The organism is Actinoplanes hulinensis (assembly GCF_019429605.1).
Taxonomy (GTDB): domain Bacteria; phylum Actinomycetota; class Actinomycetes; order Mycobacteriales; family Micromonosporaceae; genus Actinoplanes; species Actinoplanes campanulatus.
In genome coordinates this window covers 318157-330980 of sequence record NZ_JAHXZI010000001.1, presented here as the reverse complement: position 1 = coordinate 330980, position 12824 = coordinate 318157, and the positions used below count along the sequence as shown (strand labels likewise).

Genomic DNA, 12824 nt, shown 5'->3' with positions numbered 1-12824 from the left:
CGGCGGACCCGTCCTGGGGACCCCCCTGTCCACAGGTTACAAATCGGGTTAAATTGGACGCGAAGGCCCGGCCTCGCGTTACCTTCCAATGCCCTGGAGAGATAGGGCAGGAACGGGGCCATGAACCGTTCTCAAGCGTCGGGGAAACGGGCCCATTTAGCAGGTTCGGCTTGACGACGCACGTCTTACACGCGTGTAATTTTGGTGGGGTTGCGGGGACGATGTGGCACAAAGGCGTCGAACCCGCAAAAACACGCCGCGTGCGTGGGGGGTCAGCGCCGGTTTCGCGCCGGCGCGGAATTTTGGAGGCACGCCGATGGAAGCGCAGGTTGAAGGGGTAGACCTGCTCGGGGACGCGCCCGAGTGGCAGGAACGGGCGCTGTGTTCGCAGACCGATCCCGAGGCCTTCTTCCCGGAGAAGGGCGGTTCGACGCGCGAGGCGAAGCGCATCTGCGGCCGCTGTGATGTCAAGGCCGAGTGTCTGGAGTACGCACTCGGTCACGACGAACGCTTCGGGATCTGGGGTGGACTGTCCGAACGTGAACGTCGCAAGCTGAAGCGGCGCGTGGCCTGACCGGACTCAGGTCAGTTCGTCCGGATCCACTCCGAGCAGGTTGGCTACCTGCTCGATGATCACATCGTGGACGAGGTCGGCGAGGTCCTCGCGATCCATCGCCCGGAACTCCAGCGGGCGCCGGTAGAGCACGATCCGCGGGGGAAGTTCGTGCCGTCCCGGGCGCCCGGGCAGCAGCCGGGCCAGAGGCACCTCGCCGTCCTCGAGCACATCCGAGTCGTACACGTTCAGCTCCGGCGGCACGTCCTCGACCGCGAACTCGACGCCGGCCAGCTCCTTGGCGTAACGGCGCTCCAGGCTCTCGACCGTGTCCAGCACCAGGTCGTCGAAGATCTCCGCCTTGGTGCGGGCCAGAGGCACGGTCGCCGGCACCAGACGGCCGCGGAGCCCGCGCCCGTGCCGGTCGCGCCGGGCCGGATGACCCGGGCCGGAACCGCGCGTCGCCTTGCCATCCGTCCGGCGGCGTTCAGGGCTGGTGGTCACGCGGCCAGCGTATCCCCACCGGGGCGGCAGGAGCGGTCAGCCCGTGCTCATCGTGTGTCCGTGCCGTTAATTCGCCCCAACGGGGCGGCGTGTCTAACGACCATGGCCGAATCGTGATGCGGTCCGGGTCGGCGTGTCGCGGGGCAACATTCCCCAGAATCGCGAGCGGGGAGATAAGTTGCCGCCGTGAGGTCACCACGGCGCTGCTCCCGGAACGGCTGTCCCCGACAGGCGGTCGCCACCCTGACCTACGTCTACGGCGACTCGACGGCCGTCGTTGGCCCGCTCGCGGCCTTCGCCGAACCCCACACGTACGACCTCTGCGAGACGCACGCCCGCAGCCTCACCGCCCCGCGAGGCTGGGAACTCGTCCGCCACGACGGCGACTTCGCGCCCCCACCCCCCACCACCGACGACCTCGTCGCCCTCGCCGAGGCCGTCCGCGAAGCCGCCCGCCCGGTCCCGCCGCGCCCGGACGACACCGATCACGCTCCCCAGACCGGCCGCCGCGGCCACCTGAGAGTGATTCCCCCCTCCCACTGACCCCGCCGAAGATCAAAGGCGATGTCGCATCTCGGTGGTGGGTACGGACCGCCGCTCCCGCCGAGGGCGCGGCCCGGCTCGCTGGCCGCTGGCGCGTCCAGAACGCTCCCCGCCCCGCGCGACGTGCGTGAGTGGTCACCCTCGAACCCGGCTGGCTCCAGAGCTGCCTCAACCCCTCCGAAACAGCCCTGACGTCCAGCCGGACGGGTCAGGTCAGCGGAACCAGCTGGAAGCGCTTGTGCAGCCAGGGGAGCAGGACACGGTAGGCGTCGATGGTGTCCGGCTGGGCGTAGTCGTGGGAGAGGACGATCGCGCCGGCGCGGGTGCGCTGCTGGACGATGCGGATGATGCGCTTGCGGTGGGCGTCGCGGGACTCGGTCTCGGGCTGGTCCCAGTCGCGGGGGTCGACCTTCCAGTAGATCGAGCGCATGCCGAGCTGTGCGGAGACCTTGACCATGGCCGGGGTGAAGTTGCCGCCGGGCGCGCGCATGTAGCGGATCTCGGCGCCGGGGACCGCGGCGCGGATGGCGGCGTTGGTGCGCTCCAGGTCCGCGCGGATGGCGGCATGGGACTTCTTGCCCAGTCTGAGATCGTGGTTCCAGGAGTGGTTGCAGAGGCTGTGACCACCCGCGGCGATCGCCTCGACCAGGTCGGGGTGGCGCCGCGCCTGCGTGCCGACCAGGCAGAACGTCGCCTTGACCTGCTGCTTGGCGAGGAGCTTGAGCAGTTGGGGCGTGTAGTCGGGGTCAGGGCCGTCGTCGAAGGTGAGCGCAACGCCCTTGGTGCCGGTGGTCATGATGCTGCCGGCCGGGCCGGTCCGGCCCTTGGGTTTGGTGTCGACGGCGGTGTTCTCGACGCGGGGCGAGTTCTTCGACGGGGTGGGTGTCGGCGTCGGCGAGGGCGAGAACGAGGGCGCGGGGCTGGGCGCGGTGACGGACGGCGTGGGGCTGGCTGAGACAATCGGCGCGGGGTCCACCTGTGCGGTCGTCGTCGCCGCGGTCGCCTGGCCGAGCAGACCGGTCATGATCAGCACGGTGCTGATCATGAGGGCCTTCCGGGTGTGCGACAGCCGTATCAAAGAGACCTCCCCAGGTCGGTTGCGAGCCTGACGACGATGCCTCGGATATCGGCCGGCCGCCAGTCCGTCCCCATCTTTCGTACCAAAAGCGGACCACGTCGATTTTGGCCGGAGTATCATCGCGCACGCGAAAAGGGCGGAGCCGAGGCCCCGCCCTTGACTTGATCTTCAGCTCAGTTCCGCCAGCTCCGCTTCGGTCAGAAGCCGCGAGCGGATCAGGAACCGTACGCCCTCCGGCGCCTCCAGCGAGAAGCCGGAACCGCGACCGGGGACCACGTCCACCGTCAGATGTGTGTGTTTCCACAGTTCGAACTGGCTGGCCGACATCCAGAACGTGATCGGCTCCGGCACCCCCTCGATCGCCAGAGACTCCAGCAGCACGTCGGACCGGCCGGTTCGGAACTCACCCTCCAGGTAGCACATCGGCGAGCTGCCGTCGCAGCAGCCGCCGGACTGGTGGAACATCAACGGGCCGTGCCGCTCCCGCAGCTGCCGCATCAGGACGGCAGCCGCGGGAGTGACATCCACTCGGGTGGCGGTCATCTCCTAGAAGAAGCCGAGAGCCTTGGGGGAGTAACTCACCAGGAGGTTCTTCGTCTGCTGGTAGTGGTCCAGCATCATCCGGTGGTTCTCCCGGCCGATGCCGGACTGCTTGTACCCGCCGAACGCGGCGTGCGCCGGGTAGAGGTGGTAGCAGTTGGTCCACACCCGGCCGGCCTTGATCGCCCGCCCGGCCCGGTACGCCTGGTTCCCGTCCCGCGTCCACACGCCGGCGCCGAGGCCGTACAGGGTGTCGTTGGCGACCTTGATGGCGTCGTCGAAGTCTCCGAACGGCGTGACCGACACCACCGGACCGAAGATCTCCTCCTGGAAGATCCGCATGCTGTTGCGGCCCTCGAAGATCGTCGGCTGGACGTAGTACCCGCCGGCCAGATCGCCGGGCATCTCCGCCTTCGCGCCACCGACCAGGGCACGCGCGCCCTCCTGCCGGCCGATGTCCAGGTACGACAGGATCTTCTCCAGCTGGTCGTTGGAGGCCTGCGCCCCGACCTGGGTGTCGGTGTCGAGCGGGTTGCCCTGCTTGAGGTTCTCCACCCGCTTCACGCCGGCGGCCAGGAAGTCCGAGTAGTGACCCTGCTGGATCAGCGCCCGGGACGGGCAGGTGCACACCTCGCCCTGGTTGAGGGCGAACATCGCGAAGCCCTCGAGCGCCTTGTCGAAGAAGTCGTCGTCGGCCCGGGAGACGTCGTCGAAGAAGATGTTCGGGCTCTTGCCGCCGAGCTCCAGGGTGACCGGGATCAGGTTCTCCGAGGCGTACTGCATGATCAGGCGACCGGTGGTGGTCTCGCCGGTGAACGCCACCTTGGCGACCCGGTTCGAGCTGGCCAGCGGCTTGCCGGCCTCCACACCGAAGCCGTTGACGATGTTCACCACGCCCGGCGGGATCAGGTCGCCGATCAGCGAGAACAGGTAGTGGATCGAGGCGGGCGTCTGCTCGGCCGGCTTGAGGACCACCGCGTTGCCGGCGGCCAGGGCGGGGGCCAGCTTCCAGACCGCCATCAGGATCGGGAAGTTCCACGGGATGATCTGCGCGACCACACCGAGCGGCTCGTGGAAGTGGTAGGCGACGGTGTCCTCGTCCAGCTCGCCGGCGGTGCCCTCCTGGGCGCGGATGACGCCGGCGAAGTAGCGGAAGTGGTCGATGGCCAGGGGCAGGTCGGCGGCCAGCGTCTCGCGTACCGGCTTGCCGTTCTCCCAGCTCTCGGCGACGGCGAGCTTCTCCAGGTTCTGTTCCATCCGGTCGGCGATCCGGTTGAGGATCACCGAGCGCTCGGTGGGCGAGGTGCGGCCCCAGGCCGGGGCGGCGGCGTGTGCCGCGTCCAGGGCCTTCTCCACGTCCTCCTCGGTGCCCCGGGCGATCTCGCAGAAGTCCTGCCCGGTCACCGGGGACGGGTTGGTGAAGTACCGGCCCTTGGCGGGCGGGACGTACTCGCCGCCGATGTAGTGGTCATAGCGCGACTGGTAGCTGACGATGGCGCCTTCGGAACCGGGCGGGGTGTAGATGGTCACGGTCTCGCCTCCTCTGTTGAGGCGGACGCTAGTTACGGCCACGTTGCAGAAACGTTGCACGCGTATTCCCGGGTCAGTGCCGCGACCCGCCGGGCGGCCACCGGATCCCGCGGCATCAGCCCCGCGTAGGCCTGCCACATCTCCAGGTCGTCGCCGCCCCACGGCCGGTTCAGCCAGGTCTGCACCAGGCGCCGGTCCGCGCTGCCCAGGATCGCGGCACGGAGCCGGTCGTCCAGCCGCCGTCGCAACCGGACGATGCCGGGCGCGTCCGAGGCGGGCAGCAGCGGGCCGGGGTAGGCGTCCATCGCCTCCGCGGTCCGCCCGGCGTCCAGCAGGCGGGCCACCGTGCCGAGGTCGGTCTCCACTCCCGCGCGCAGCCGGTAGGGCCGGGAGTCGAGCAGCTCCGGGCCGAGGATGCGGCGCAGGCGGGACAGCTCGGCGCGGACCGTCACCGGGCTCACGCCGTCGCCGTACAGGTCGAAGCCGAGCTGGTCGCCGGTGCGCCCCTCCGGGTGCACGGTGAGCAGGACCAGCAGCTCGGAGTGCCGTCGGCCGAGCCGGACCGGCTTCCCGCCGACCGCGAGCCGGGCCTCGTCCCGCCCGAGAGCCGCGACCTGCGGCCGCTGCGGCAACGGGCCCACCCCACGGAGGTACGCCTCGGCGGCCAGCGCGGTGGCCCGGACCAGGGCGAGGCTGTGCGGATTGGCGAGATGGTCGCCGCCGGTCACGTCGATGGCCCCGAGCAGCCGTCCGGTGCCGGGGTCGTGGACCGGGGCGGCCGCGCACGTCCACCGCTGCGCCGGATGACTGAAATGCTCGGTCGCGAAGATCTGGAGCGCGTGGTCGACGGCGAGCGCGGTGCCCGGCGCGTTGGTGCCGGCGTGCGCCTCGTCCCAGCGCGCCCCCGGCACGAAGTTCATCGACGCGGCGCCGCGCAGGGTGGACGGATGCCCCTCGACCCAGAGCAGGCGGCCGTGCTCGTCGCAGACCGCCAGGATGTGGTCGCCGTCCTCGGCCAGGCCGCCCAGCAGGTCCCGGAAGATCGGCATGACCCGGGACAGCGGATGCGCCGACCGGTACGCCTCCAGGTCGTCGTCGGCCAGGTCGATCGGCGCGGTGGTGTCGGCCCGGATGTGCGCCGCCGAGCGCGCCCACGACTCGGCCACCACCGGGCGCATCGTGGGTGGGCGCTGTTCACCGGCCAGGAACCGTTCATGGGCGCGGCCGACCTGACGGATCCGTTCGGCCGGGTCGTCTCCGGGGGTCAGGGCAAGCCACGGGTTCACCAGCAGCACCTCCTGCCCCATCGTGACCCGCGTCACGGCAAGTGACAACAGTCTCTATGCTCCCGGTCGTGCAGCCCTGGCCCCGTACCGAAGAAGAAGCCCTCGCCGTGCAGGACAGCCTGCGTTCCCGGGTGGTGCTCAGCGCCGGGCCGGAGGCGCCCACCACCGTCGCCGGCCTGGACGTGGCCTACGCCGAGGGGGACGACCGGCTCGCCGCCGCGGTCGTGGTGCTGCGGGTCGCCGATCTCACGGTGGTGGACACGGCCGTGGTCCGGGGGCGGGCGGCGTTCCCGTACGTCCCCGGGCTGTTCGCCTTCCGGGAGGTGCCCGCGCTGCTGGAGGCGCTCGGCCGGCTGACCGTCCCGCCGGAGGTGCTGATCTGCGACGGGCACGGGCTGGCCCACCCGCGCCGCTTCGGGCTGGCCGCGCACCTCGGCGTCCTCACCGATCTCCCGGCGTTCGGCGTCGGAAAGACCCGGTTGGTGGGAGACTGGGACCCGGTCGGTGAACAGCGGGGCGCGCGGTCGCCGCTGGTCGACGCAGGGGAGACGGTCGGTGCGGTGCTGCGGACCCAGACCGGGGTGAAACCGGTCTTCGTCTCGGTCGGACACCGGATCAACCTGGATCGGGCCTGCGCGCTGACACTCGCACTCGCGCCCCGGTTCCGGCTGCCCGAGACGACGCGAGCCGCCGATCGTGCGTGTAGAGATCTCCTCCGTTAACCGTACGGCCGCGCGGTTGAGACCTTGACCCGCGAGGCGCTCCGATACCCTCGGGCCCAAAGGGGATATTGGCGCAAGGGGTGTAGTGGTGTCTGATCTGTCGCAGATCATCAAGGCGTACGACGTACGGGGTACCGTCCCGGACCAGTTCAACGAGACGGTGGCCCGAGCGATCGGCACGGCGTTCGTCGAGATGTTGCGGGAGTCCGGTGACGAGCCGGACCAGATCGTGATCGGTCACGACATGCGCGAGTCCGGGCCCGGTCTGGCCGCCGCCTTCGCCCGGGGCGCGAACGCCGCCGGCGTCGCCGTGGTCAACATCGGGCTCGCGTCGACCGACCAGCTCTACTACGCGTCCGGCGCGCTGAGCCTGCCCGGCGCGATGTTCACCGCCAGCCACAACCCCGCGCAGTACAACGGGATCAAGCTGTGCCGCTCCGGCGCCCGCCCGGTCGGCCAGGACAGCGGCCTGGCGGTCGTCCGCCAGCGCGCCCAGCAGCTGCTCGCCGACCTGAACGCGGAGGCCGACGGACCGTCCCGGGTGGATCAGCGCAACGTGCTCGCCGACTACGCCGCGCACCTGCGCTCGCTGGTCGACCTGTCCGGCATCCGGCCGCTCAAGGTCATCGTGGACGCGGGCAACGGCATGGGCGGCTACACCGTCCCGGCCGTCCTCGGCGACCAGGTGCTCCCGGCGCTGCCGCTGACCATCGAGCCGCTCTTCTTCGAGCTGGACGGCTCGTTCCCCAACCACGAGGCGAACCCGCTGGACCCGAAGAACCTGGTGGACCTCCAGAACGCGGTCCGCGAGCAGGGCGCCGACATCGGCCTCGCCTTCGACGGCGACGCCGACCGCTGCTTCGTCGTCGACGAGAAGGGCGACGCGGTCTCGCCGTCCGCGATCACCGCGCTGGTCGCCGCCCGTGAGCTGGCCAAGTTCCCGGGCAGCACGATCATCCACAACCTGATCACCTCGGCCGCGGTGCCGGAGATCATCGTCGAGAACGGTGGCAAGCCGGTCCGCAGCCGGGTCGGCCACTCGTTCATCAAGGCCGAGATGGCCGCCACCAACGCGGTCTTCGGCGGCGAGCACTCGGCGCACTACTACTTCCGCGACTTCTGGTTCGCCGACACCGGCATGCTGGCCGCCATGCACGTGCTGGCCGCGTTCGGTGGGCAGGACCTGCCGCTCTCCGAGTTCGCCGCCGAGTACGAGCGGTACGCCGCCTCCGGTGAGATCAACTCCACGGTGGCCGACGCCTCCGCCAAGATCGCCGAGGTGCGGGCCGCGTTCCCGGACGCCCGGGTGGACGACCTCGACGGGAAGACCTTCCAGCTCGGCGACGGCGCCTGGTTCAACCTGCGGGCGTCCAACACGGAGCCACTGCTGCGCCTGAACGTGGAGGCGCCCGACGCGGATCGGATGGCGAAGCTGCGCGACGCGGTGCTCGCCATCGTTCGTGGATAGGATCGCCACGAACGGAGTTCAACGCGGCGATTAGGAGTTACTCGGTGGCGCTCGATCAGCAGTTGCTGGAGATTCTGGCCTGCCCGGACACCCATCACGCGCCCCTCGAGCACGACGCGGGCGCGCAGACGCTGACGTGCACCGAGTGTGGCCGGATCTTCGAGATCCGCGACGACATCCCGATCCTGCTGCTGGACGAGGCGCGGCTGCCCGGTTCCTCCTCGGAGGACCGGCCGGCCGCCCGCTCGGCCGGCCCGCTGGCCGAGGATTCCGTCGAGAAGCCCGCTGACCAGGAGACGGACTGATGGCCGGCCCAATGAGCGGCTCCGCCGGGGTCAACGGCCATCGCGTCGCCGACGAGTCGCTGCTCAACGACGAGAAGTCGATGCTCGGCAACGACCCCGGCGGCATGCTGCGGGCCACCGCCTCGGCCGGCGCGCAGGTGCGAGAGGCCGCGGCGCTCGCCGCCGAGGTCGACCTGAGCATGCTCGCCGACGAGGGCCGGCCGCGGGCCGTGGTGGTCGCCGGCATCGGCACCGCCGGGCTCACCGGCAGCATCCTGTCCACCGTCGCCGGCCCGCGCTGCCCGGTGCCGATCATCGGCCACCGCAGCGCGGGCGTGCCCGGCTGGGTCGGCGCGGCCGACGTGGTGATCGCCGTGTCCGCCTCCGGCCGCAGCCCGGAGGCCCTCGCCGCGGCCGAGGCGGCGGCCCGCCGGGGCGCCCGCCTGGTCGCCATCGGCAACCCCGGGTCCGACCTGGAGGCGATGGCCGAGCGGGCCCGCGCCCCCTTCATCGGCGTGCCGCGCCGGGCCCCGGCCCGGGCCACCCTGTGGGGTCTGACCATCCCGGTGCTGTTCGCCGGCCGGGCGCTCGGCATCGCCAAGCTGGCCGAAGCGGACATCGCCGAGACCGCCACCCGGCTGGACGCCGACGCCGAGCGCTGCCGTCCCGGCGCCGACTCGTTCGTCAACCCGGCCAAGGAGCTGGCCCTCGGGCTGGCCGGCTCGGTGCCGATCGTCTGGGGTTCCTCCCCGCTGGCCACGGTCGCGGCCCGCCGGTTCGCCGACACCCTGGCCGCCAATGCCCGGTACCCGGTGATGGCCGGCGCGCTCGGTGAGGCCGGCCGGGGCCGGGTGGGCCTGCTTGACGGCGTCTTCGGCGGTCTGGCCGAGACGTCGCGGGACATCTTCGCCGACCCGGACGACGACGCCGACGAGCTGACCCGGCTCCGGCTGGTGGTCTTCCGCGACGGCGGGCTCAACCCGGAGGACGACGCCGACGAGCCGGTCGCCGTCGAGGAGCGCCGGGCCGACGCCATCCAGACGCTGGCCGACCGGCGGGGCGTCCGCTGCGACGTGCTCACCGCCGAGGGCGGTTCCAGCCTGGAACGGCTGGCGTCGCTGGTCGCGGTGCCCGACTTCGCGTCGCTGTACCTGGCGCTGGCCCACGGTCTCGACCCGATGGCGGTCCCGGCGATCAGCGAGATGAAGGAGCTCTCGAACCTGCTTCCGGAGGGCATCTGATGACCGTGTACCCGCTGACCGGCGTCATCCGGCCGTACGCCTGGGGCTCCCGGACCGCGATCGCCGGGTTGCAGGGCCGCCCCGCTCCCACCGCGGAGCCGGAGGCGGAGCTGTGGCTCGGCGCGCATCCCGGTGACCCGTCCACCGTGCCCGGCCCCGCCGGACCGGTCCACCTCGACGGCCTCATCGCCGGCGACCCGGCCGGCCAACTGGGGGAGGACGTGGCGGGGCGGTTCGGGCCGCGCCTGCCGTACCTGATGAAGGTCCTGGCCGCTGCCGCACCGCTCTCTCTCCAGGCCCACCCCGGCGCGGCGTACGCGAAGGAGGCGTTCGCCCGCCAGGAGGCCGACCCGGAGGCGCCGAAGAACTACACCGACGCCCACCACAAGCCCGAGATCCTGGTGGCGCTCACCCCGTTCGAGGCACTGTGCGGGTTCCGCCCGCCGGCGACGGCCGCCGACGTGATCGCCGGCTTCGCCCTGCCCCGCCTCGACCCGGTCGTCACGGCGCTGCGCTCCGGTGACCTCTCGGAGGCCGTCCGCCTGCTGCTCACCTGGCCGGAGGACGACCGCAAGGCGCTGATCGACGACGTGGTCACGGCGATCGCCGCCCACCCCGCCGACCACCCGCACGCCGACTCGCACCGCCTGGCCGTGAAGCTGGCCGACCACTACCCCGGCGACCCCGGCGTGCTGGTGGCCCTGCTGCTCAACCTGGTGCGCCTGGCCCCCGGTGAGGCCATCTGGATGCCCGCCGGCAACCTGCACGCCTACCTGAACGGCCTGGGCGTCGAGCTGATGGCCGCCAGCGACAACGTCCTTCGCGGCGGGCTCACCCCGAAACGGGTCGACGTGGCGGAGCTGCTGCGGGTCCTCCGCTTCGAGGTCCTGGACGATCCGCTGCTGCACCCCCACGATCTCGCCCCGGGCGTGACGGCATGGCGTGTGCCGGTCCCCGACTTCGAGCTGTACCGGATCACCCTCACGGCCGACCGCCCGCCGGCCCGCATCCCCGGAAGCGGGCCCCGCATCCTGCTGGGCGCCGAGGGGGACGTCCACGTCGGCGAGGAGCACGGCATCCCGGTCACCCTCCACCCGGGCACGGCCGCCTACGCGCCGGCCGACACGGGCCCGCTCACCGCCGCCGGCCTCGGCACGATCTTCGTGGCCGCCGTCCCGGCCTGACCCGCGCGGGTCTCCCGCTCGACCACGCCGTCGCGGCCCCCCCGTCCACCGGGCGGGCCGCTTCGGCCCTGTCGCGGATGCCGCCCGCGCGCTTCCCGCCGCGGCCATGTCGCGTACGCGGGCGCCGGTTCGCGCGCTACCGGCCCTGCCGCGCCGCGGCCATGTCGCGTACGCGGGCGCCGGCCCGCGGGCTTCCGGCCTGCCACGCATGTCGTGGATCCGACTCGCCCGTTCTCGGCCCGGCCGCGTCGATGGGGGCGATCTGTCCGCTCTCCCGTCGCACTCCGTCACTTTCACGCCCGAAATTTCTCGAAATTCCTTGACATCATGGTTGCAGAGTGTGAATCTAGAAGCACGCAGCGTCATTGGTGATCGGGGGGTCCCACGGACGCGCGCGGTACCAAACCGGGGGGATGAACGGGGCGGCGGGCTCAAGCCTGTCGCCCCGTTCGCTATCCCGGCCGGGGATAGCGAACGGTCCCCGGAGAGGGTCCCCCGTTCGGGGTGCATGTCCTGCGGGGGAGACGCGCTCAGCGCGATGCTGACGGGGCCTGGCGAACGAGCGGTCCGCCGAAGCGGAAACCGGTGTTGCCGGAGCCCCCGCCCGCCGGACGGGGACTCTTCCCCGGCGGTTGCCGCCACCGGGTCCGGCCTTCGCCTCCCATTACTTCACGAGGCCCCGGGCGCTGCAAGTGCATTGGTGGCCATGCAAGTTGCAATGGGGACCCGATCCGTCGATATGGTGGCTCCGTGGCGAGGCCGACATCGACAGCGCGCCGGGAGCTCGGCGGGGAACTGCGCCGGCTCCGCGGTGAGCGCCGCGCGGTCGACGTGGCGACCGCGCTCGGCTGGTCGGAGTCGAAACTCAGCCGGATCGAGACGGCGCACACCGGGATCAGCGAACCGGACCTGGACCGGCTCCTCACCCTGTACGGGGTGGCGGTGGAGGACCGCAGCCGGCTGCGGGACCTGGCCCGTCGGGGGCGGGCGCGGGCCTGGTGGACGCCGTACCGGTCGTCGGTCCCGGACCCCTACGACGAGTACCTGGCCCTGGAGGCCGAGGCCGTGCGGATCTCCGAGTGGGAGACCCAGATGGTGCCCGGCCTGCTCCAGACCGACGAGTACGCCCGTGCCGTGATCGAGGCCGGCGTCGACATCGACGACTCGGCCGTGATCCAGCGCCGTCTCGCGTTGCGGATGGCCCGGCAGTCGACGCTGACCCGGGTGCCGCCGCCCAGCCTGCGGATCGTCATCGACGAGGGTGTGCTGCTGCGCCAGGTCGGCGGGCTGGAGGTGCAGCGCCGTCAGCTGGCCCGGCTGTACGAGGCGAGCAGCCGCCCCGGGGTGGAGTTGATGATCCTGCCGTTCCAGGCGGGCGCGCACGCCGGGCTGAGCGAGTCGTTCATGGTGCTGGAGTTCGCGACCGGCACCCGGGCCCCGGTCGTGCACATCGAAGGGCTGACCGGCGGCCTCTTCCGGGTGAAGCCCGAAGAGATCGACGTCTACCAGGATGCCTTCGATGACCTGCAGGAACGCTCTTTGTCGCCAGAAGACAGCCGAACGGTCATCGCTGAGACGAGGGATCGTTTGGCGCGGTGATCTCCCGGCGTGGGGTCCAATGGACTTGCATTCCACGGAAGGAGATGATCATGCAGGACACCACGCTCACCTGGCGTAAGAGCAGCCGCAGTGGCGCTGCCGGGCACTGCGTCGAAGTCGCCGAGGTGCCCGCCGCGGTGCTGGTGCGTGACTCGAAGGATGCCACCGGACCGGTGCTGAGCTTCGGCAACGCGGGCTGGACCGGCTTCATCGCCGGGGTCCGAGCGGGAGAGTTCGACCGGCCCGGCGCGTGATCGGGATTTCCTGATCATCGATCGCGCGCGACGGGCGG

Annotated in this window: 14 protein-coding genes; 9 read left to right on the top strand and 5 right to left on the bottom strand. The window is 71.5% G+C overall.

Features of this window, described 5'->3' with window-relative positions:
- Positions 1–316 precede the first annotated feature (316 nt).
- On the top strand, positions 317–574 hold the full coding sequence (locus tag KZ829_RS01645) for a WhiB family transcriptional regulator (RefSeq protein WP_015619224.1): 258 nt from the start codon (positions 317–319) through the stop codon (positions 572–574).
- 6 nt (positions 575–580) lie between these two features.
- On the opposite strand, the gene KZ829_RS01640 is transcribed toward KZ829_RS01645, so the two are convergent.
- Positions 581–1057, bottom strand: coding sequence for a metallopeptidase family protein (locus KZ829_RS01640; protein ID WP_372453819.1), 477 nt, complete (start codon positions 1055–1057; stop codon positions 581–583).
- Positions 1058–1243: 186 nt separating this feature from the next.
- On the opposite strand from KZ829_RS01640, the gene KZ829_RS01635 reads away from it, so the two are divergent.
- Entirely contained in the window at positions 1244–1600 is a 357-nt protein-coding gene (locus KZ829_RS01635) for a DUF3499 domain-containing protein (RefSeq protein WP_220142079.1), read from the top strand.
- Positions 1601–1808: 208 nt separating this feature from the next.
- Here KZ829_RS01635 and KZ829_RS01630 read toward each other — a convergent pair whose 3' ends face one another.
- The 4 genes from KZ829_RS01630 to KZ829_RS01615 all read right to left on the bottom strand — a co-directional run bounded on the left by KZ829_RS01630 (position 1809) and on the right by KZ829_RS01615 (position 6037).
- Positions 1809–2645 carry a polysaccharide deacetylase family protein gene (locus KZ829_RS01630; protein WP_220142078.1) on the bottom strand — a complete coding sequence of 279 codons (837 nt, stop codon included), beginning with the start codon at positions 2643–2645 and terminating at the stop codon, positions 1809–1811.
- Positions 2646–2846: 201 nt separating this feature from the next.
- Complete coding sequence (locus KZ829_RS01625; RefSeq protein WP_188121152.1) at positions 2847–3221, bottom strand: DUF779 domain-containing protein; 375 nt, start codon at positions 3219–3221, stop codon at positions 2847–2849.
- A 3-nt stretch (positions 3222–3224) separates the two neighbouring features.
- On the bottom strand, positions 3225–4748 hold the full coding sequence (gene exaC / locus KZ829_RS01620) for an acetaldehyde dehydrogenase ExaC (protein WP_183224967.1): 1524 nt from the start codon (positions 4746–4748) through the stop codon (positions 3225–3227).
- Positions 4749–4780: 32 nt separating this feature from the next.
- The gene (locus KZ829_RS01615; protein WP_246634986.1) at positions 4781–6037 is read right to left on the bottom strand and encodes a GAF domain-containing protein; all 1257 of its coding nucleotides are present in this window, start codon (positions 6035–6037) and stop codon (positions 4781–4783) included.
- A gap of 53 nt (positions 6038–6090) precedes the next feature.
- Here KZ829_RS01615 and nfi point away from each other — a divergent pair, with 53 nt between their 5' ends.
- From nfi to KZ829_RS01580, 7 genes are all read left to right on the top strand, one after another.
- Positions 6091–6756 (top strand): deoxyribonuclease V, encoded by a 666-nt coding sequence (gene nfi / locus KZ829_RS01610; protein WP_220142077.1) that lies wholly within the window; start codon positions 6091–6093, stop codon positions 6754–6756.
- A gap of 88 nt (positions 6757–6844) precedes the next feature.
- Positions 6845–8224: a phosphomannomutase/phosphoglucomutase gene (locus KZ829_RS01605; RefSeq protein WP_220142076.1), complete on the top strand. Its 1380-nt coding sequence runs from the start codon at positions 6845–6847 to the stop codon at positions 8222–8224.
- A gap of 44 nt (positions 8225–8268) precedes the next feature.
- The gene (locus KZ829_RS44785) at positions 8269–8529 is read left to right on the top strand and encodes a Trm112 family protein (RefSeq protein WP_183224964.1); all 261 of its coding nucleotides are present in this window, start codon (positions 8269–8271) and stop codon (positions 8527–8529) included.
- Positions 8529–9749, top strand: coding sequence for an SIS domain-containing protein (locus KZ829_RS01595; protein WP_246634895.1), 1221 nt, complete (start codon positions 8529–8531; stop codon positions 9747–9749). The genes KZ829_RS44785 and KZ829_RS01595 overlap by 1 nt, the downstream gene beginning before the upstream one ends.
- Positions 9749–10933, top strand: coding sequence for a mannose-6-phosphate isomerase, class I (manA, locus tag KZ829_RS01590; protein ID WP_246634894.1), 1185 nt, complete (start codon positions 9749–9751; stop codon positions 10931–10933). Before KZ829_RS01595 ends, manA begins: the two co-directional genes overlap by 1 nt.
- Before the next feature lie 750 nt (positions 10934–11683).
- A complete protein-coding gene (locus KZ829_RS01585) occupies positions 11684–12532 on the top strand; it encodes a helix-turn-helix domain-containing protein (RefSeq protein ID WP_220142075.1) in 849 nt (282 codons plus the stop codon).
- A 50-nt stretch (positions 12533–12582) separates the two neighbouring features.
- Positions 12583–12786, top strand: a complete 204-nt coding sequence (locus KZ829_RS01580; RefSeq protein ID WP_183224962.1) for a DUF397 domain-containing protein — start codon at positions 12583–12585, stop codon at positions 12784–12786.
- Positions 12787–12824 lie beyond the last annotated feature (38 nt).

Coding starts and splice junctions, on each gene's coding strand:
- KZ829_RS01645 (WP_015619224.1), top strand. CDS start 317: ATGGAAGCGCAGGTTGAAGGGGTAGACCTGCTCGGGGACGCGCCCGAG.
- manA (WP_246634894.1), top strand. CDS start 9,749: ATGACCGTGTACCCGCTGACCGGCGTCATCCGGCCGTACGCCTGGGGC.
- KZ829_RS01630 (WP_220142078.1), bottom strand. CDS start 2,645: ATGATCAGCACCGTGCTGATCATGACCGGTCTGCTCGGCCAGGCGACC.
- KZ829_RS01580 (WP_183224962.1), top strand. CDS start 12,583: ATGCAGGACACCACGCTCACCTGGCGTAAGAGCAGCCGCAGTGGCGCT.
- nfi (WP_220142077.1), top strand. CDS start 6,091: ATGCTCCCGGTCGTGCAGCCCTGGCCCCGTACCGAAGAAGAAGCCCTC.
- KZ829_RS01625 (WP_188121152.1), bottom strand. CDS start 3,221: ATGACCGCCACCCGAGTGGATGTCACTCCCGCGGCTGCCGTCCTGATG.
- KZ829_RS01595 (WP_246634895.1), top strand. CDS start 8,529: ATGGCCGGCCCAATGAGCGGCTCCGCCGGGGTCAACGGCCATCGCGTC.